General features: G+C 63.9%; 16 protein-coding genes. 9 read left to right on the top strand and 7 right to left on the bottom strand.

The window, feature by feature from the left end; all coding sequences use genetic code 11:
* Positions 1-291: 291 nt before the first annotated feature.
* The gene (locus IFT67_RS20330) at positions 292-828 is read right to left on the bottom strand and encodes a TetR/AcrR family transcriptional regulator (RefSeq protein ID WP_192239908.1); all 537 of its coding nucleotides are present in this window, start codon (positions 826-828) and stop codon (positions 292-294) included.
* Between the two features lie 54 nt (positions 829-882).
* Here IFT67_RS20330 and IFT67_RS20325 point away from each other — a divergent pair, with 54 nt between their 5' ends.
* The 7 genes from IFT67_RS20325 (at position 883) to IFT67_RS20295 (ending at position 8,200) form a co-directional block, all read left to right on the top strand.
* Complete coding sequence (locus IFT67_RS20325; RefSeq protein ID WP_192239907.1) at positions 883-2,280, top strand: 8'-apo-carotenoid 13,14-cleaving dioxygenase; 1,398 nt, start codon at positions 883-885, stop codon at positions 2,278-2,280.
* Positions 2,277-2,942: a VC0807 family protein gene (locus tag IFT67_RS20320; protein ID WP_244647673.1), complete on the top strand. Its 666-nt coding sequence runs from the start codon at positions 2,277-2,279 to the stop codon at positions 2,940-2,942. Before IFT67_RS20325 ends, IFT67_RS20320 begins: the two co-directional genes overlap by 4 nt.
* Positions 2,943-3,062: 120 nt before the next feature.
* Positions 3,063-4,121: a hypothetical protein gene (locus IFT67_RS20315; protein ID WP_197983190.1), complete on the top strand. Its 1,059-nt coding sequence runs from the start codon at positions 3,063-3,065 to the stop codon at positions 4,119-4,121.
* Positions 4,118-4,990, top strand: a complete 873-nt coding sequence (locus IFT67_RS20310) for a HesA/MoeB/ThiF family protein (protein WP_192239906.1) — start codon at positions 4,118-4,120, stop codon at positions 4,988-4,990. The genes IFT67_RS20315 and IFT67_RS20310 overlap by 4 nt, the downstream gene beginning before the upstream one ends.
* On the top strand, positions 4,987-6,126 hold the full coding sequence (locus IFT67_RS20305; protein WP_192239905.1) for a hypothetical protein: 1,140 nt from the start codon (positions 4,987-4,989) through the stop codon (positions 6,124-6,126). Before IFT67_RS20310 ends, IFT67_RS20305 begins: the two co-directional genes overlap by 4 nt.
* Positions 6,123-7,220, top strand: a complete 1,098-nt coding sequence (locus IFT67_RS20300) for a GNAT family N-acetyltransferase (RefSeq protein WP_192239904.1) — start codon at positions 6,123-6,125, stop codon at positions 7,218-7,220. Before IFT67_RS20305 ends, IFT67_RS20300 begins: the two co-directional genes overlap by 4 nt.
* Complete coding sequence (locus IFT67_RS20295) at positions 7,217-8,200, top strand: hypothetical protein (RefSeq protein WP_192239903.1); 984 nt, start codon at positions 7,217-7,219, stop codon at positions 8,198-8,200. Before IFT67_RS20300 ends, IFT67_RS20295 begins: the two co-directional genes overlap by 4 nt.
* Here IFT67_RS20295 and IFT67_RS20290 read toward each other — a convergent pair.
* Together IFT67_RS20290 and IFT67_RS20285 are read right to left on the bottom strand one after the other, a co-directional pair.
* Positions 8,197-9,831, bottom strand: a complete 1,635-nt coding sequence (locus IFT67_RS20290) for a c-type cytochrome (RefSeq protein WP_192239902.1) — start codon at positions 9,829-9,831, stop codon at positions 8,197-8,199. The genes IFT67_RS20295 and IFT67_RS20290 overlap by 4 nt on opposite strands.
* Positions 9,828-10,646 carry an alpha/beta fold hydrolase gene (locus IFT67_RS20285; protein WP_192239901.1) on the bottom strand — a complete coding sequence of 273 codons (819 nt, stop codon included), beginning with the start codon at positions 10,644-10,646 and terminating at the stop codon, positions 9,828-9,830. The genes IFT67_RS20290 and IFT67_RS20285 overlap by 4 nt, the downstream gene beginning before the upstream one ends.
* A gap of 602 nt (positions 10,647-11,248) precedes the next feature.
* On the opposite strand from IFT67_RS20285, the gene IFT67_RS20280 reads away from it, so the two are divergent.
* The gene (locus IFT67_RS20280) at positions 11,249-14,638 is read left to right on the top strand and encodes an acyl-[ACP]--phospholipid O-acyltransferase (RefSeq protein WP_192239900.1); all 3,390 of its coding nucleotides are present in this window, start codon (positions 11,249-11,251) and stop codon (positions 14,636-14,638) included.
* 227 nt (positions 14,639-14,865) lie between these two features.
* Here IFT67_RS20280 and IFT67_RS20275 read toward each other — a convergent pair whose 3' ends face one another.
* Complete coding sequence (locus IFT67_RS20275; protein ID WP_244647671.1) at positions 14,866-15,189, bottom strand: transcriptional regulator; 324 nt, start codon at positions 15,187-15,189, stop codon at positions 14,866-14,868.
* Positions 15,167-15,619 (bottom strand): hypothetical protein, encoded by a 453-nt coding sequence (locus IFT67_RS20270; protein ID WP_056678030.1) that lies wholly within the window; start codon positions 15,617-15,619, stop codon positions 15,167-15,169. The genes IFT67_RS20275 and IFT67_RS20270 overlap by 23 nt, the downstream gene beginning before the upstream one ends.
* A 113-nt stretch (positions 15,620-15,732) precedes the next feature.
* Between IFT67_RS20270 and IFT67_RS20465 the strand changes: the two genes are divergently transcribed.
* Positions 15,733-16,494: a CPBP family intramembrane glutamic endopeptidase gene (locus IFT67_RS20465; RefSeq protein WP_197983189.1), complete on the top strand. Its 762-nt coding sequence runs from the start codon at positions 15,733-15,735 to the stop codon at positions 16,492-16,494.
* 465 nt (positions 16,495-16,959) lie between these two features.
* Here IFT67_RS20465 and istB read toward each other — a convergent pair whose 3' ends face one another.
* Entirely contained in the window at positions 16,960-17,688 is a 729-nt protein-coding gene (gene istB / locus IFT67_RS20260; protein WP_192239899.1) for an IS21-like element helper ATPase IstB, read from the bottom strand.
* Positions 17,675-18,762: IS21 family transposase (istA, locus tag IFT67_RS20255; protein WP_192239898.1), on the bottom strand; the 1,088-nt coding region annotated here is incomplete at its 5' end. The genes istA and istB, both read right to left, overlap by 14 nt.

Here is an 18,762-nt window from a genome sequence, read left to right as displayed (position 1 = left end):
GATGTCGACGTTATCTAGTCAGCGATCTAAATGTACAATTCGCTGCGTGAAGCAAATGACGGCGTCTGACGACCTCAGACTTAACCAGCGCATTCGTGGTTAGCGTCTTCGAACTGCCAAACCTAAAACCGGGTTATACCAACTACAGAGACCCACAAGCAGACAGTCGCGGACTACTTCATGCTTCCCAACTTCGGCCGCTCGTTCATCTCGGTCAGAATGCTGATGTGGGATACAGCTGCCTAGCCCCCACCGACGGCCGTCTCAATGAGAGAACGTCAGGTGCTCTTGTCATCCTTGAACAAGCATATCGATAAGGTGGTCCTCGGCGGGTAGTTGCCCATCGAGCATCAGCATGGCGAGGCCATGAACGAGCGACCAGGATCGCAGCGCGCCAGTCTCCACTTGATCCGACCCGGCGTCAGTCGGCGATGCCGCTGCCGCATTGGCATGTAACATCCGTAATGCCTCTATTTCTCCTGTCGCCTGCAACTGCGCTGAAGACGTGAAGATCAGTCGAAAGATTGCCGGATTGGCGAGCGCAAACCGCACATAGGCCCGACCGGTTGCCGCAAACGCAGCGGCGCCGTCCTTGCCGCTTGCCGCGTTTCGCTGGGCGATGGCGAGCCGGTCCAACCCTTCCAAGGCAAACGCGCGCATCAGCGCCGCCTTGTCGGGAAAATGCCGGTACACCGAGGTCGCGCTGACACCGACCTCGCGGGCCATCTCGCGCAACGACACGCCTTCCACGTCACGTTCGGCCAGAAGCCGCAGCCCTACCTCGATCAGCGCCGCGCGAAGATCGCCATGATGGTACCGTTTTTCCATGTTGACACTGTTACCTTCTCGCCTATGATCACGGTGTAAACATTGGAGGCGGGCATGGCTAGCGTTCTGACGCGGATTAATGAGGGGACCGGGGAAGCCAAGCAGGCGGCGCACCCCTTCCTGTGGGGCATTCACCGGCCGATGGAGGACGAACTGACGCTTACCGAGTTGGAGGTCCGTGGCGCCATCCCGCAGGCACTACGCGGTCGCTACCTGCGAACCGGGCCGAACCCGGTCGCCGCCGATTCCGCCTCTTACCACTGGTTCACTGGTGACGGCATGGTGCATGGCCTGGCGATCCGCGATGGCAAGGCATTGTGGTATCGTAATCGCTGGATCGGATCGCGTAGCAACGCGGCTGCCCGTGGAACAGCGCCGGCACCGGGGCCGCGGCACGGCTCCAGCGACACCGTGAACACCAACGTCGTCGATCTGGGCGGGCGCGCCTTTGCGGTCGTGGAAGGCGGCAGCTACCCCGTCGAACTGTCCGAGACGCTCGACGAGCAGCGCTACGATAATTTCGGTGGATCGCTTGTCGGCTCGTTCACCGCGCATCCCCACCGCGATCCGCTGAACGGCGAGCATCATGGCATCTGCTACGAAGGGCGATGCCCCAACGAGATCCGTCACGTCGTCCTCGATGCCACGGGCAGAGTGGTGCGCGAGGCGCCGATCGCGGTCGAACATGGCCCGATGATCCACGATTGTGCGATCACCGCGCGTTACGTCGTCATCCTTGACCTTCCTGTGACCTTCTCGCTGGCGGCCCATCTTTCCGGTCAGCCGCTACCCTATGCCTGGAACCCCGCGCATCGTGCCCGTGTCGGGCTGATGCCGCGCGACGGCGATCAGCACGCCATCATCTGGTGTGACGTCGATCCGGCGTATGTCTTCCACGTCGCCAACGCCTTCGACCTGCCTGATGGTCGAGTGGTGCTCGACGTGTGTGCCTATCCGACGATGTTCGCCGGAGCGCCCGGTGGGCCCGATGCGACCTCGCGCGGGCTGGAGCGCTGGACGCTCGATCCTGCTGCCCGCACAACCACGATCCGGACCATCGATGGCGCGCCACAGGAGTTTCCCCGCATGAACGAGCGCCGGTTCGGCCAGGCCTACCGCTACGCCTATGTCGTGGCAACGCAATCGGACCGTCGGTTCCAGAGCGCGAGCCGGCTCTACAAACACGATCTCGTCGAGGGCGGACGGGAGGTGCACGACTTCGGTGCCGGCCACCATCCCGGCGAATTCGTGTTCGTGCCCGCGCACGAGAATGCGGGTGAAGACGAGGGATGGCTGATCGGCTTCGTCATCGACGAGCCGAGCGACACTACCGAGCTGGTGATCCTCGACGCGCGCAAGTTCGAGAGCGGTCCGGTCGCCACGATACGCCTGCCGCACCGCATTCCGCCGGGCTTTCACGGCAACTGGATCAACGGAGGAGACGCACAATGAACACGATCGTCACGACCATGAAGGACAGCATTGAAATGAACCGCCAGACCGGCAGTCGCATCGGCCTCATCGCCATCGAAGCGGGCATCAATTTCGGATTGCCGCTGCTGATCTACGATCGCGTGGCGCCGCAATCGGGCGACGTGGTCGCGTTGATGGCGTCCTCGCTTCCACCACTGATCTGGTCGCTCGTCGAGTTCGCCCGCCGTCGTCGCGTCGATGCGCTGTCGATCCTGGTCCTGGCAGGCATCGCTCTGTCGTTGCTCGCCATGCTCGGGGGCGGGTCCGTCCGCTTTCTCCAGTTGCGCGAGAACCTCGTCTCGGCACTGATCGGCCTGGTGTTCCTCGGCTCGGCCGCGATTGGTCGCCCGCTAATCTATCAGCTTGCCCGTGCCGGACTTGCGCGGAAATCGCCGGACGAGGTCGCCGCGTTCGAGGCAAAGCGTGACACGCCCCGCTTCCGCCGCGTCATGACGATCATGACGTTGGTTTGGGGGATCGGCCTGCTCGCATCGTCGGCGCTTGCCTGCACGCTCGTCTTCGTACTCAGCATCCATGATTACATGCTCGTCAGCCCGTTCGTCGGCTACGGTTCGATGGGCGCGCTCGCACTTTGGACGGTCTGGTACAGGCGCCTCGCCCAACGCCGCGCGGTACGTTGAAACGCGGAGCCTTATCTTAGACGACCCACTTCCGGTCATTCAACCCGTCTTCGTCGCCTCCCGCTTCCTGCCATTCATTCAGGTTTCCCCTAGCTTATTTTTGATCGCGTTGGATCGACAATGCAAACCGGGCTTCAGTCGGCGTCCATACAAATTCCGAGAAAAAAGTTCGATCTTCTTACAATATTTAAGAACCTGATCGTAAGATCCGCCAGATTGGGGGAGAGCAGCGTGCGTCCATCGGCAATCTTTCAGGCGCTGCGCGGCGATTTCCTTCGGCTGCGCTTTCAGCCCGACCGACATCACTCAGTCGAGATCATCGAATGTCCGGGCCTTTCGCTCAATCAGCAAGACCTGGATGCACTGGTCAAGGACTGCCGCGCCGTGGTGGCCAGTTGCTTGAACGGCAATCAGCTCGAATACGGCCTATTTGCCCCGGGGGGCGCGGCGTGGGATCGTAGCGTCATTACGTTGGTCCGCAGCACCGACGATGGCAGGCCGATTGCGTTCAACGCCATGCCATTGCTGCCGGTCATGCGTGGCGGTCAAGCCAGTCACGTCCTGCATCTCGGGCTGGTGATGGTCGATCCGCGCGAACGCGGCGGCGGGCTGTCATGGATCCTTTATGGCCTCACTTGCTTCGCGCTCTTCGTGCGCGGCGGGCTGCGGCCGTTATGGATCAGCAGCGTGACGCAAGTCCCAGCGGTGGTCGGGATGGTCGCAGAGACGTTCGATCAAGTCTATCCCGGCCAGGCGGGAACCGCACCGAGCTTTGCACATCGCTATCTCGCGCATCAGATCATGGCAGGCGAGCGCGCTGCGTTCGGCGTCGGCGACGATGCCGGCTTCGACCCAGAGGCACAGGTGATCACCAATGCCTATACCGGCGGCTCAGATAACCTGAAGAAGAGCTTCGCGGTCGCCGCCAAACATCGCGAGGCGCGCTACAATATGTTCTGCGCAGCGGCGCTCAATTACGATCGCGGCGACGACGTGCTGCAGATCGGTCGGCTCGATCTAGGGAGCGCGCGTCGTTTCCTTGCACGCAGCGTCCCGCGCGGCGCGCTGCCACAACTAGCCGCACAAGGACTGATGATTGGAGTTCAGGCCGTGGTTGCGCCGTTGCTGCAGTGGCTCGATGCCGACACACCCCTGGGAAGATTGAGGCCTGCCCGATGACAAGCTTCGATTATGCCGAAATGACCACGCGCAACCGTGGCTTTGTTACCGCAGCCGAGCAGGCGCGGCTGCGCGAGGCGCGCGTCTTCATCCCGGGCGTCGGCGGCATGGGTGGCGCGGCGTTCATGGCGCTCGTGCGCGCAGGCGTGGGGCATTTCATCATTGCCGATATCGACACGTTCGAAGTGTCGAACCTCAACCGCCAGCTGTTCGCGACGCTGCCGGCGGTCGGCCGACCGAAGGCCGAGGTGGCGCGCGATACTGCGCTGACAATTAACCCCGAGGTACAGATCGACGTGCTGGGGCGCGAATGGACCGACGATCTGGACCGCCTGCTCGCCGCCAGCCAGGTCGCGGTTAACGGCATGGATGATGCCGCGGCCGGCGTGCATCTCTACCGCCGCGCCAAGGTCCATGGTCGCACGGTGATCGACGCCTATGCCTCTCCCCTCCCCTCGGTCACCGTGGTACGACCGGAAGCGCCGCGGCTCGAGGAACGGCTGGGCTATTCGACGGTCGGAACCGACTGGACTCAGGTGACCGCGGAGATGCGGAAGGACTGCCTGCAGCGCGAGATCGCGTATGTGCTGACGCACAGTTCCTCGCATCTATATGTCGATCTCGACATCGCGGCGGAGGTCGCCGCAGGCAAGCGATCGCGCTTTTCGTTCTCGACGATGGTGACGATGGCAGGGACAATGATGGCCGAGGAAGCCGTGCACATCCTGCTCGACCGAAAGGGCGGCACCGATCATCGCGGCTATTTCTTCAACCCGCACCGCGTCGCGGTCGAACGGCCACGCTCGGCGCCGGTTGCGGCGATCCGTGCCTTTGCCGTGCGGCGCCTAATGACACGGATGATGGGATGAATCCCGCCGTCGCTGCGATCATTACCGCCACCGCGCTGCTGGCCGTCCTGGCGGCGCGGCACGGCGTGGCACGGATGGCGGCGCGGTCGTCGGTCGCGGCGCGACTGCATACGCTCTACACGCTTGTCGCGCTGCTGCTGGCGTTGCGACTGGTCGCACCATGGGTGAGCAGCACCCCGGTAATCATCGCGTTGATGGGAGTCGCTGCGTGGCTACCGATCGCGACGCTGTGGCTGGTCGAGCAATTGCGTTGCCGGCACGCCCCCCGGCCGGTCAAGTTGCTCGCGCTGGTCGGTGCGGTCGGCTTCTCGATCCTGGCGGTGACGCTGGGGCTGGTGTGGAGCGCGGCCGCCGCCCTGGCGCTCGCGGTGTATCAACTGACGATGCTCGCAGCGATGGTGGCGCTGCTCGCAAGCGATCGCGCCGAACTTGCGCCCGGAGAACGGCGCACCAGCGATACCGTCCTGCTCGCCTTGCTGCTGACGATCCCGCTGGCCGCTTCCGATTTTACGGCGGTGCTGCCGGGCCTGCCGGTTCGTGGCGGCGCGTTTGCGGCGCTGCTACTCGCGGTTGCCACTGCCCGACTCGCGGCAGGCGATGGGGCACCCGGAAGGTTGCTTGCCGACCTCGCCATTGCCGCAGGCGCGGGCGGTATCGGCGTCGGCATCGCGTTCTCGGCGCTGGACGGCGTATCGGCAATTCCGGCCATCCTCATCGCTGCGGGTGGCACGGCAATCGCCGGGCTGCTCCTGATTGTCGCCCGGGCAGGTAGCGGCAGCGATGCGACCGGGCTGATCGCGGCGCTCGCCCATGCTCCCGCCGACAACCTCGATACGCTGATCGCGGCCCACCCCCTTCTCGCCTCGGGGCGCCTGCTGGGTCCGGCTGAACTCGCTGCCTATCCGGATTCCAGCATTGCTCGCGTGGTCGCCTTTCGCGTGGTCAGCGCCTCGACCGGCGATGCCGAGACGCGCGACGCCGCCCGCGATCTGCTCGACGCGTTCGCCGCGACCCATCTCGTTCGCCTGTCGCATACCCCGCCGCGGCTGCTGGCGGTTGCAGCTGGGAGCCTGACCGCGCCGGCGCTGGACGACGAGCTTGCGCTCGCTGCGCGTTTGATCGAGCGTGCGGCATGACGTTGGAGCTCCGCCAAGGTGATGTCGCCGCCTTTTTCGATGCGCCGTTCAATGCCTATCGCCCGTCCGACGGCTATGTCTCGCCGCTTCGAAGCGACATCGTGCGGATGCTTGATCCAGCGAAGAATCCGTTATGGATTGCCGGAAATCCCTTCGCTTTCTGGAGCGCCCATCGGGACGGCAGGCCGATCGGGCGGATCGTTGCGCACGTCCATCGCGAGTCGAATGCGCTGCACGGCGCGCAGCGCGCGCAATTCGGCTTCTTTGACTGCGCAGACGATGCCGACGCGGCTCGCCTGCTGCTTGATGCCGCCACCGATTTCGCGCGGGTGCAGGGGCAGCGCGAACTGGTCGGCAATTTCAACCTGACCGCGATGCAGCAGGCGGGCGTGCAGACGGATGGTTTCGGAGTACGCGGCTATACCGACATGGTCGTCAATCCACGCCATGTGCCACGCCTGCTCGAAGCGAATGGTTTCGAACGGTTCTTCCCGATGTCCACATTCGAACTTGATCTCGCCACTGCGACCGCTTTTAAGGCGCGTCCGCTCGATCCCGCGACGGGCTTCGACTTCGCGCCGATCGCGCCAGCAAGCTTCGCCGCGCGCATGGAAGAAGCGCGGATCGTGCTGAACGACGGTTTTGCCGCCAATCCGATGTTCGTACCGCTGACCGCTGACGAATTTCAATTCCAGGCGGGTGAGATGATGTCGATACTCGATCCGCGACTGTCGTCGGTGCTGTTGCACGAAGGGCGCCCGATCGGCACGATCATCTGCATCCCCGATCTCAACGGTCTCCTAGCCGCAACGCGTTCGCGCATCGGGCTCACCACGCCATATCATTACCTGCGGTATCGCCTGCGCCGGAGACGGGCGGTGATCATCTTCTATTCAGTCGCCAGCGACATGCATGGACAGGGCGTGATGGGCGCTATGCTTGCGCGCACCGTCGCGGCACTGCGCAAGGCGCGCTACGAACGGCTCGGCATCACCTGGATTGCCGACGGCAACGCCGCGAGCTTGCGCCAAATGGAGCGGCTCGGTGCCAAGCCGCTGCAAAAACTCCATCTGTACCGCAAGGATCTGGCATGAATGCGGAAACCCTGCGTGCGTTGCTTTCCGAGGCGATGCTCGCGCCGAGTGTGCACAACGTGCAGCCGGCACGCTGGCGGATTGTCGATGGCGTGACGATCGATCTGTTCGAAGACGCGCGCACCCGCCTCCCTGTCGGTGACCCGAAGGGCAACGATGCGGGAATCAGTATGGGTGCCGCGGCCGAGGGGCTACGGCTCGCCGCGAGTCGAAGGGGGCTGGCGCTAGAAACCCTTGCAGCCCCAGCGCAAACTGACCCGGCGCTCGTCCCTGTCGCGAGGTTCGTGATCATCGCGTCTGGAGTTGCTCCGGATGTGCTGGCCGCGCAGGTCACCGCGCGCGTCTCGTGGCGCGGCGAGTTCGCCACTAGCAGCCCGTCCGATCACGGGGAGGTGCAGTCCCTCTCAGGCCCCGACTCTGCCGTCATCAGGGATCCGGCAGCGCTGGAGGAAGCTGCGCAACTCTACGATGCCGCCAGCTACGGTTACATACGCGACCAAGCCTTCCGTGCCGAACTGCGCTCCTGGATGCGCTTCACCCCCGCCCACCCTCGCTGGGGCCGCGACGGTCTCAATGCCGCAGCGATGGCGCTTGGGCGGGTCGAGGCGATCGGCGCGTCTATAGTGCTGGGACCTGCATTCGGCGCGCTCGATTGGTGCCGCGTAGCGCCAGGCTTGCTTGCTGAGGGCAAGAAGATCGTCACGGCGGCCGGCGTCGTCGTGTTCCACCGTCCTGCGGCAGAAGCTCCGTTTGATAGCGGAGCCGACTTCTATCGGTTGTGGCTCAGCATAGAGCGTGCCGGTTTCGGAGCCGCAGTGCTCGCAGCACTAGCCGACGACCCCGTGGCGGCTCGAGAGATCGCGCGGATGGCGCGGGTCCCCGATGGGCGGCGCATCGTCAGCGCGTTCCGAGTCGGACGCCGCCCCGCCGGGGCTACTATCGAACGGGCACGACGCGGCCTCGACGAGACCCTCGTCTAGAGCAGCTTCATGTATTCAATCAGCGCCACGCGGTCGCGGGGCGACAGAGTCTCGCCGGAACGATGCCCGCCGTTGCCGCGGCCCACCGAGCCGGTGTCGATCCAGGCTGGTTGCGAGAACGGCCTATAGTTGGTCGGATACCCACCGTTCGGTGTGACCTTTACCCCGACATTCACAAAATCGAGCGCATGCCCTCCGACCATGAAGCGCGGCACCCGCGTCTCGGGCGCCAACAACATCGCCAGAGTCGGCACCGACCCATTGTGCAGATACGGCGCCGATGCCCAGATCCCGGTCAGCGGCGGCGCGACATAGCCGCGCCCGGTTCGTACTGCGATGCGCGTGCGATATTCAGTCCCGGCTACAGCTTCTGCCAAGCTGCGATCGAACACAGCCGCACGCAAAGGATCGGTCCCGACACTACCCTGCCAGTTGGGAAAGCGCATCAGCCGTGGCGCGAGACCTGCGGTGTAGCTCCCATGGCATGCGGCACAATGCTGGGCGTAAACCACACCTCCCGCCGTCGCCTGCGCATTGTCGATCGGACCCGGGAAATGCTGCGGTCGATAGCCTTTCAGGAAGGCCATGATCGCAGTGGCGTCGTCAACGCTTGCGATAGCCTTGCCGGGATGGACACCCATGCTCGGCACCGTGAAAAAACTCGTGATCGTAGCCAACGAGCGCAGATGCGCCGCATCGATCATCGCCGGGGTGGTCGCTGACTGGCGTGGCCGCCCCGGGACCGCATAGGCCCCGTCGGCGAGCAAGCTCGTGCGCCATACGCGGTCACCTAGTTCCGGGATCGAGACCACGCCTGCATCGTCTTGGCCATGGCCGAGGAGTGGCTGATGCAACGCGACCTTCAAGGCAGCGACCCCGTTGGTGCTGCCTGGCGCACCATTGGGGAAGGGCAATGGCCGATCGACGCCGGCCAGTTCCGTCAGCCGCCTGCGCGCAAGCGGTAGAACCAGCAATCGCAAACTTGCGCGCTCCCGCCAGTTCATCTCAGGATACAGCGCTCCCGCCGTGGGCAGCAACAGGTCGGATCCGGCAAAGCGACGCAACGCCCGGAAGATCGCGAGGGTATAAGCTTCCAGATCGATCGAACTGTTGGGCATGCCCAGCATCGCGCGGTTGGGAAGCGCGCGCCCGTCGGCCGCGTAAGTGACGCCGGCGTGGCATGCCGCGCACCCGAGATTGGCGACGCGGATGACGCTGCCGCCAATTGGCGCGACATCGCCAGCCGTGATGCCGAGCGGCAGCGCGGTCGCCCCCTCCGACGCTCCGGGCGCGCGGTTCACGATCGTGGCGCCGGTGAGGAAGCCGAAGCGACGTAGCACACGGTCGAGCGTGGTGGCGTCAAGCCGTGCGCGCGGATCGCGGCGCCGTTCGTCGAGCACAAGGGCGGCCGCGACAAGCCGCCACGGGATCGCATTTGTCGACAGCGCGTCCATGTCGATTCCGCCGAAGCCCGCGCCCTCGAAGGCTGCCGCGCCCCGCACCGCGGCGGGCGCATCCTTAGCGATCGCGGGCCGTGTCAGTGACTCGTTCGTCCAGCGCGCGGTGCCCCACAGCCCGCCGACGATCGCGACCATGGCTAACGCAGCAAGGACAAGGCGTGGGCGCTTCATTGCGTTAGGAAATCCTCGACGGCGGTCGCAAAGGCATCGGGCTGCTCCCAATGCGGATAATGACCGCAGCGGTCGATCAGGCAAAGCGACGATCGCGGCAGCAGTGCAGCAGCGCGCTCGGCATAGACCGGCGGGAAAACGCGATCCTGCCGTCCCCATACGACCAGGGTCGGTCGATCCAGTCGTTGGGCGATCCGCGCGACGCCGGCGCAATCCTTGCTGCCGAACAGCCCGACTCCAGTCTGCAGCGTCCGCACGAACGACCGCTCGCTTCCAGGAACGCGCGCATAGCGGTTGGTCAGTTCGAGCAACTCAGGGGTCACCTGCGCAGGATCACACATCGCCAGCTTCAGCGTCAGCGCATTGTTGAACGGCGTCGGCCGCCCGAGCCAGTCACCGATCAGCGGCAAGGCTGGTAATCGCATCAACGGATGAGTTCGTGGCCCGAACCCACCGGGTGCGGCGAGCACCGCCCGGTCGATCCGATGAAGCGAATGTTCGGAAAAGCGTAGGATGACGCTCGCGCCGAGCGAGCTACCGACGAGATGTGCGCGCTGGATCTCCAGCGTGTCGAGCAATTCCGACAGTTTGTCCGCAAAGAAGGTCGCGTCATACGTGGCATCGGGGCGTGAGGCCTGCCCGAACCCAGGCAAGTCGAATGCGATCACACGAAACCGACGCGACAATTGCGGCACGATCCGGTCCCATATCTCGATGCTGTTCGCCAAGCCATGCACGAGCACCAGAACCGGCAGTTCGCCACCGCTGTCACATATGCGCGTGAGTTCGCCGCTGGCGAGCGTTGTCGATATCATTACGTCTGCATACGCTGGACAGGCTACGAGATCGTTACTGGACATCCCGCATATCGGCGGACGCAAGGTCTGCTTCCTGAAACTCGAGGAAGTGGATGACGGCTGGCATACCAGCACCCTTTAGTTCTTGCAGCCTCGACCGGTTGATGATCGCGTAGTCGACGACTGCGGACCGATTTGGCGCTCGCCGGAATCACCATTCGCCGCGACGCTGCGAAGGGCGTTCCACGGCTCCGTCTTGCCGGCCGGCGCGGTCGCTGGGACCGTAAGCATCGCCGGCTTGGAAAAGCTGATCACTGTGCGCGCGGTTCGTGCGGCGCGGCATCCGCGCGGATCTGCGCGGATCTGCGCGCCTAGCGCATCGCCTCGCTGATGCGGATGATAGTCGCGGTGGCAAAGGTGCTCGTGGTCGGCGCCGCTGGGATCAACGGCCTACTGCGCATCATATCGTTATGTCGTTCGCCTCCTTTGGTCTTCGTGGCTTCGTGGCTTCATTCTGAATGGGATCAGGTATTTCTCGGCGCGCTGCCTACCCGAAGACACCGCCTTAACGACTGATTCCGTAATTTCCGCTACGTCGATCGGGGGGGGGAACCGATCCAATGTCTGCACCGGATATATCACTACTGTCGAAACGACGTTTCGGACCGCTGTTCGTCGTGCAATTCCTGAACGCGTTGAACGACAACCTGCTCAAGTTTGCCCTCTTGTTCCTCGCTAATTTCGGTCTCTACGCCGCGGCCCCGGGCAAGGCGGAGGTTTTGGCGACGATCGCCACCGGCCTGTTCATCCTGCCCTATTTCCTGTTCTCGTCGATCGCCGGGCAACTCGCCGACGCGTACGACAAGGCGCAGTTGGTACGCTGCGTGAAGGCGGCTGAGATCGCCATCATGGTATTGGCGATCGCCGGCTTCTGGTTGGAGTCGATCCCCGTCCTCCTTGCTTGCCTGTTCCTGATGGGCATCCATTCGACCATCTTCGGACCCATCAAATATTCGATCCTGCCGCAGCATCTGGGGCCGCACGAGATCATGGGCGGCACCGGACTGATCGAGGCGGGCACGTTCATCGCCATCCTTTGCGGCCAGTTGCTTGGCGGGCTGATCCCTGCGTGGGAGGCGGGCCTCGCCGCGACGGCGATCGCGATCGTGGGTTTCCTGATGAGCTTGGCGGTGCCGAGCGCGCCGTCGCTCCAGCCCCGCCAGCCGATCGATTTCAACATTGCCCGCGGAACGATCGCGATCCTTCGCGCGGCGCAGGGCGGACGCGGGGTGTGGCTGGCGATCCTCGGGATCAGCTGGTTCTTCTCGGTCGGCGCGGTTGTGTTGTCCGAATTCGCGCCTTTGGTGAAGAACACGCTTGGTGCCGGCCCGGACCTGGTGACTGTGTTCCTGCTGATTTTCTCTGTCTGCGTCGCGATCGGATCACTGGTCGTCAACCGACTGCTCGCGGGAGAGGTCTCGGCGCGGTACGTGCCGGCTTCCGCACTCGCTATGTCTGCCAGCCTGGTGATGCTGTGGATCGCCACGCGCAGTTTCACGCACGGCGGGGCGGGACCCTCCGTTGGCGCGTTTCTCGTCACGCCTGGCGCCTGGCCGATCCTGTCGTCGTTAGCCGGGATCGCGCTGTCGGGCGGGGTGTTCATCGTGCCGCTCTACGCCATCCTGCAGACGCACAGCGCGCCTGAGAAACGCTCGCAGATCATCGCAGCCAACAACGTGATCAACGCCGTCGTAACGGTGGTCATGGTGCTGATCGTCCTCGGCATGCTGGCGGCCGGCGTCAGCGTGCCTGGCGTGATCGGGGCGATCGGCTTCGCCACGCTCGCCATCGCCCTGATCTCGTGCTGGCTATTGCCCGAGACGGTGTTCAAGGCGCTGATCCGCCAGATCCTGCTATCGCTCTACCGCGTGGAGGTGACGGGCAAGGAGCATATGCCGCACCCTGGCCAGCCCGCCGTCGTGGTGGTCAATCACGTGTCGTTCCTCGACGGGTTGCTGCTGGCCGCCTTCCTACCTGGCAAGCCGACCTTCGCAGTCGCCACGCGCATCGCCCAGGCCTGGTGGGTCAAACCGTTCCTCGGCATGTTCGACGCCTTTCCGGTCGATCCGACCAACCCCATGGCGGCAAAGGCGATGGTCAAGGCGGTCAGACAGGGCCGCACTCTGGTTATTTTCCCCGAAGGCCGCATCACCACCACTGGAGCGTTGATGAAGGTGTTCGACGGCCCCGGCATGGTCGCGGACAAGGCTGACGCGCCGATCGTACCGGTGCGGATCGACGGCGCACAGTTCACGCGTTTCTCACGGCTAAGCGGAAAGATGCGCCGGCGCGCTTTCCCCAAGATCACGCTGACGATCCTGCCGCAACGCCATTTCCAAGTGACCGGCGACAGCGCACGTGAGCGACGCGCGGCGGCGGGGCGCAAGCTGTATGACGTGATGAGCGACATGATCTTCGCCACCTCCGACATCGACCGGACATTGTTCGAGGCACTGATCGACGCCAAGGAGGTCCATGGCGCCAATCAGGCGGTGATCGAGGACGTGAAACGCACGCCACTCAGTTATTCCCGCTTAATCACGGGATCGCTTGCGCTGTCCCGCCCGCTGGCGGAAGGAACGCGCGAAGGCGAGGCGGTTGGCGTTCTGCTGCCCAACGTCGCGGGGGTCATCGTCACCTTCTTCGCGCTGCAGGCGACGGGCCGTGTGCCGGCGATGCTCAACTACACCGCGGGTCTCGCTAATTTACAGGCGGCGTGCGCCGCGGCAGAAATCCGCACGATCGTTACTGCCCGCGCATTCGTCGATCAGGCCAAGCTCGGCGAGGTCGTCGCCGGACTTGCCGCAACGGGCATCGCGATCCGCTATCTCGAGGATATCGCGGCGGTGATCGGCGCGGGCGCCAAGCTACGCGCACTGGTCGCCACCCGCTTCGCGTTGCGGCGCCACCGCACACTGCGCATCGCGCCCGAGGCGCCCGCCGTAATCCTGTTCACCAGCGGCTCGGAAGGTCTGCCCAAGGGTGTTGTGCTGACGCACCGCAACCTTCTCGCCAATTGCCACCAACTGTCGGCGCGGATCGACTTCAATGAGAGCGACGTCGTGCTGAACGCGCTGCCGGTGTTCCACAGTTTCGGCCTAACCGGCGGTACGTTGCTGCCGATCCTGTCGGGCGTGAAGACCGTCCTCTACCCTAGTCCGCTTCACTATCGGATTGTGCCGGCGTTGGCCTATGATGCCAACGCCACGATACTGTTCGGCACCGACACGTTCCTGTCGGGCTATGCGCGAATGGCGCATGGCTATGATTTCTATTCGCTGCGCTACATCTTCGCCGGTGCCGAGCGCGTCCGCGACGAGACGCGACGGATCTATGCCGAAAAGTTCGGCCTGCGCTTACTGGAGGGCTATGGCGCGACCGAGGCGGCGCCGGTTATCGCAGTCAATACGCCTATGCATTTCCGCGCTGGAACCGTCGGCCGCCTGCTGCCCGGCATGGAGGCCAGACTCGATCCCGTTCCCGGCATCGACGCAGGCGGACGCCTGTCGATCTGCGGGCCCAACGTGATGGCGGGCTATCTCAAGGCGGACAAGCCGGGCGTTCTGCAACCGCCCGAAGGAGGATGGCACGATAGTGGCGATATCGTCACGATCGACGATGCCGGCTTCGTCACGATCCGTGGCCGCGCGAAACGCTTCGCGAAGATCGGCGGCGAGATGGTTTCGCTACCCGCGGTCGAAGGCTATGCTGCGTCCCTGTGGCCCGATGCCGAACACGCGGTCGTCGCCCGTCCGGATCCGCGCAAGGGCGAGCAACTCGTGCTGTTCACGACGCGCCAGGATGCAAGCGCAGGTGCCTTGCAGGGCTGGGCCAAAGCAAATGGCGTGACCGAGCTGATGGTGCCGAAGGATATTCGCACGATCAAAGCCCTACCTGTGCTTGGTACCGGAAAGATAGATTACGTTACGATTGGCGCAATGGTAACATGACTGAAGGTACGGTTAGAGGTTCTGACCCAGTTGCAGACGGTCGTGCGCATTCGACCCGCCCCCAACTTCGGACGTCTGTTCATCTCGGGCGGACGATCGTTCGTAGATTTACTGAGCGGTCGCCTAACAGCCGAGTTTGGGTGAGACGCGGGGGGCAGCTCTGCGGACCAAGCGGACGGCTCAGCCCCTTCAAAAACTATTTGCGCACCACGGTCTGGCAATTGCCCTTACTGGCACGCGCCTGAAGGCACTCGTCCAGACGCAAGTGCCTGCAATGCCAGGACATGACCCTTGAAGGCTTTCCGCCCCGCGGCCGTGGCAACGATCCAGGTCCTTTGCCGGGTGTTCACCGTAGCCTTCCGCAACTCGATGTATCCACCATCACTCAACTGCGAAAGATGCTTGGACAGAACGGAATCGCTGACCCCGATGACGTCGCGCGCCGTCCCAAACTCCATCTCGCTCACATCGGTCAGCAATGCCATGAGCTGTAGCCGTGCCGGTGCGTGGATCAGCGGATCCAGCCGTTCAGCGCCCATCTTGCGCTCCATCCAGTTCCCTCCGGTACACCCGCTCCCACACGATGCTCATGATCGTAGCGAACACCACCATGCCGCCACCAACCGCGAACGGCGCCCAAGCCAGACCATAGCGTGTCTTAAGGCCCGTGGCGGCTATCAGAGCAGCCAACCCGACCAGCAGCATCGCGAGCGTCACCCGCCAAGTGCGCCCCGACCGATAACCGCTGACGAAGAACCCGTCCCGCTGCCGATCGCGGGCGACCACCATCGCGGTGGCGGCCATGCAAGCGGCCGCCACGATCAACGGCCATGGCCCGGGCAGCGCAAAGCCGGCGATCAGGCCGCCCAACAGCAATCCCACCACGCCATGGCGCGCTAAGGACCATTTCGCCCGCTTAGCCAACGCCCCGCGTGTAACCCGCATCACGTCCAGCAAACGAGCAGCTTCCTCCTCATTCATGCGCAATTCTCCCGCAGGCCGCCCGCCCGCTTTCCACCTTCACAACTTACGACTTGACGATATGGAAAGCAACATTCACTTTCCAATACGGAAACTGGCACAAGGGAACGAACATGCTGCTCATATTGGCTTGGATTGCCGTCATGCTCATCGCGGGGACATGGTGGGTGCGGAGGGATATCACGGCGTACGCACGCTTCCAGACGCAGTCCGACACGATCGACCGGCAGCGGCTGTACCGGCGATGGCTGATCGAGAGCTTCGTCGTTCTCGTAAGTGCAAGCGTGTTCAGCCTTTGGCTGTCCGACGCGTTATGGCCCTTCAACGGCTTCCCGTCGGCGTTTGCCCCAGCGAGCCGCTTGCTACAGTCCGATGGGTCGATCTCCGGCGATCAGTGGCTGCCGATAGCGATCGGACTTTTCTTTGGCATGGTTCTATCGGTCGCCATCAAGTGGCGGCAGATCAAGAAAAGCCTAGCGCCAGGGGCAGGTCCGGACCAAGCGCTGATCCCCCGCAACCGTCGCGAAGCAACGCTGGCGCTGTTGCTCAGCCTGAATGCAGGTTTCAGCGAGGAGCTGTTTTTCCGACTGGCGCTTCCGCTGCTGTTTCTGCAGGTCACGGGCTCGCTCACGGTCTCGCTAGTTCTGTCGATGTTGGCGTTCGGTCTGGCGCACGCGCATTACGGTTGGAAGGGGGTGCTTGCCACCACAGCTGCGGGTGCGCTGTTGACAATATACTATCTGCATCACGGATCGCTGCTACGGGTCATGACAGCACATGCGGTCATCGACATAACCGCTTTCTTCATCCGCCCCGCGATCGCGGACCTGATCCTCTCGCGTAAAGCGCCGCGATGGACCATTGCGGCGTCGTGAAGAGACTGGCGTTACCTCGCCCCGCGAGCTGGGCGGATCGTGTGTCCCTTTCGTAAAGCCAGGCCGCTTAACGTATAATAGACCTTAGGCTTTCTTCTAGGGCGCAACTGAACGTTTGGAAATGAGGCGTTACCTGACAGGCAGCTCAGCGTCAGGAGCGACGCAGTTTCGGCCATTAGCGACCACTTTTCATGTTTCCAACTTCGGCCATTCGTTCATTTCGTTCGTACGGCCGCACTCAGTACGCTGGACAATCTTTTTGGCGGATTCGGGTGAGAAAACGGGGAGTCCAATTGTCAATCGGCGTCCAAAAAGGACCCCCTATCGGCGTCCAAAAGAGACCCCCTTCGTTGGGCGGCGTGACGGTAGCGGACGCGCCGTTCGCGCTGGTTGCGGCGTAGGGCGGGCGTAGCCCGACCGGAGGCGTAACCAGCGCGAAGCGTTCCTCTGTCGGGTTCCCGAGGGCTAGCTGCGGTGCTTGAAGCGCCAGCTGTCGTTGCCGGTTTCGACGATGTCGCAGTGGTGCGTAATGCGGTCGAGCAGCGCGGTGGTCATCTTGGGGTCGCCGAAGACAGTCGGCCATTCGCCAAAGGCAAGGTTCGTAGTGACGATGACCGAGGTCCGCTCGTAGAGCTTGCTGACCAGGTGGAAGAGTAGCTGGCCGCCCGAGCGGGCGAACGGCAGATAACCAAGCTCGTCGAGCACCACGACCTCAAGGCGTGACAGCTGAGCTGCAAGCGCGCCGGCCTTGCCGAGGCGAGTTTCCTCCTCGAGCCGGTTCACCAGGTCGACCGTGTTGAAGTAGCGGCCGCGGGCACCGTTTCGCACGACGTTGGCGGTAATGGCGCTGGCGAGGTGCGTCTTGCCAGTGCCCGTACCACCGACGAGCACGATGTTGCGCTGGCCGGCCAAGAAGGAGCCGCTGTGCAGCGAGCGCACCAGGCCTTCGTTGATGGGCGTGCCGTCAAATACGAAGGCGTCGAGGTCCTTCACCGCCGGCAGCTTGGCGGCTGACATCCGGTAGCGGACCGACGCTGCATGGCGATGGGCCGTCTCTGCCCGCAGCAGGTCGGTCAGGATTTCCATCGTCATACGCTGGCGCTGCAGGCCGGTGGTGACCGCTTCGTCGAAGGCACCAGCCATGCCCTTGAGCCCTAACTCGGCCATGGCCGTCATCATCTCATGCCGCTGCATGGAAACCTCGCAGGCTGTCGTAGCGACCGCAGTCGGCACGAGGTGGATGGCGCAGCGCCAGGTCCTCGGGTGTGGCGATGGCCAACGGTCGTGGCGGCTCGCGCCGACGGGCGAGGATGTTGAGAATGACGTCGTCGCTGGTGATACCGGCCAGCAATGCTTCACGGACGGCCGCCTCGACGAGATCGAGCCCGTCGTCGAGCACCGCTGCAAGCACGCGCACGAACCGCCGGTCTGCATCATCGCCAGCGCCGAGCTTGCGCCGCAGTCGTGACAGCGCAGGCGGCAACTCCCAGTCCTGGAATGGCGCGCCGTTACGCAAGGCGCCGGGCTTGGTCACGAGCACCGGCAGATAGTGCCACGGGTCGTAGATGGTGCGGTCGCGACCAAAGAACCGAGGATGGTCGGCGAGTACCTCATCGCCGAGGCGCACGACGATGCGGGTAGCATAGGCACGCACCTGGACCGTGCGCCGCACTGCTTTGGCCGAGACGGAATAGCGGTTGCGGTCGAAGCTTATCAGGCACGTGCCGCTCACCGCATGCTCGCTCTCGTAGAACCCGTCGAAGGGCGCGGCAACCGGCTGGAGCACACCGCGCTCGGCAGCCCATGCCTGGGCAACCGTCAGTTCCTTCTGCTCAGGGTGCTGGTGCAGGTCGGCCCAGCGGCAACATTCCGCCTCCAGCCAGCCGTTCAGCTCCTGGAGGCTGACAAAGCGCAGGCGCGGTTGGAAGAACCGACCGCGTGCCGTCTGGACCTGGTTTTCGACCTGGCCTTTCTCCCAGCCGGCTGCCGGCGAGCATGCGGTCGGCTCGACCATGTAGTGGTTCGCCATGACCAGAAAACGCCGGTTGAAAACCCGTTCCTTGCCTGTGAACACGCTCGTCACGGCAGTCTTCATGTTGTCGTAGATGCCCCGCGTCGGCACGCCACCGAAGAAGGCGAATGCCCGCGCATGGGCGTCGAACAGCATCTCCTGCGTCTCGCGCGGATAGGCTCGCACGTACATCACCCGCGATGCGCACAGCCGCACATGCGCAACCTTCACCCGCATCGGCTTGCCCGCGATCTCGA

The sequence above is a fragment of the Sphingomonas sp. CFBP 13728 genome, assembly GCF_014841895.1.
Lineage (GTDB): Bacteria > Pseudomonadota > Alphaproteobacteria > Sphingomonadales > Sphingomonadaceae > Sphingomonas.
The sequence above is the reverse complement of the archived record's forward strand: the minus strand, read 5'-3'. Positions and strand labels throughout refer to the sequence as shown.

What these genes read in the sequence shown, in the direction of transcription:
- IFT67_RS20330 (WP_192239908.1), bottom strand. Translation starts at nt 828, where the DNA reads ATGGAAAAACGGTACCATCATGGCGATCTTCGCGCGGCGCTGATCGAG.
- IFT67_RS20315 (WP_197983190.1), top strand. Translation starts at nt 3,063, where the DNA reads ATGCAAACCGGGCTTCAGTCGGCGTCCATACAAATTCCGAGAAAAAAG.
- IFT67_RS20325 (WP_192239907.1), top strand. Translation starts at nt 883, where the DNA reads ATGGCTAGCGTTCTGACGCGGATTAATGAGGGGACCGGGGAAGCCAAG.
- IFT67_RS20305 (WP_192239905.1), top strand. Translation starts at nt 4,987, where the DNA reads ATGAATCCCGCCGTCGCTGCGATCATTACCGCCACCGCGCTGCTGGCC.
- istB (WP_192239899.1), bottom strand. Translation starts at nt 17,688, where the DNA reads ATGCAGCGGCATGAGATGATGACGGCCATGGCCGAGTTAGGGCTCAAG.
- IFT67_RS20465 (WP_197983189.1), top strand. Translation starts at nt 15,733, where the DNA reads ATGCTGCTCATATTGGCTTGGATTGCCGTCATGCTCATCGCGGGGACA.
- IFT67_RS20295 (WP_192239903.1), top strand. Translation starts at nt 7,217, where the DNA reads ATGAATGCGGAAACCCTGCGTGCGTTGCTTTCCGAGGCGATGCTCGCG.
- IFT67_RS20320 (WP_244647673.1), top strand. Translation starts at nt 2,277, where the DNA reads ATGAACACGATCGTCACGACCATGAAGGACAGCATTGAAATGAACCGC.
- IFT67_RS20310 (WP_192239906.1), top strand. Translation starts at nt 4,118, where the DNA reads ATGACAAGCTTCGATTATGCCGAAATGACCACGCGCAACCGTGGCTTT.
- IFT67_RS20270 (WP_056678030.1), bottom strand. Translation starts at nt 15,619, where the DNA reads ATGAATGAGGAGGAAGCTGCTCGTTTGCTGGACGTGATGCGGGTTACA.
- IFT67_RS20275 (WP_244647671.1), bottom strand. Translation starts at nt 15,189, where the DNA reads ATGGAGCGCAAGATGGGCGCTGAACGGCTGGATCCGCTGATCCACGCA.
- IFT67_RS20290 (WP_192239902.1), bottom strand. Translation starts at nt 9,831, where the DNA reads ATGAAGCGCCCACGCCTTGTCCTTGCTGCGTTAGCCATGGTCGCGATC.
- IFT67_RS20285 (WP_192239901.1), bottom strand. Translation starts at nt 10,646, where the DNA reads ATGATATCGACAACGCTCGCCAGCGGCGAACTCACGCGCATATGTGAC.
- IFT67_RS20300 (WP_192239904.1), top strand. Translation starts at nt 6,123, where the DNA reads ATGACGTTGGAGCTCCGCCAAGGTGATGTCGCCGCCTTTTTCGATGCG.
- IFT67_RS20280 (WP_192239900.1), top strand. Translation starts at nt 11,249, where the DNA reads ATGTCTGCACCGGATATATCACTACTGTCGAAACGACGTTTCGGACCG.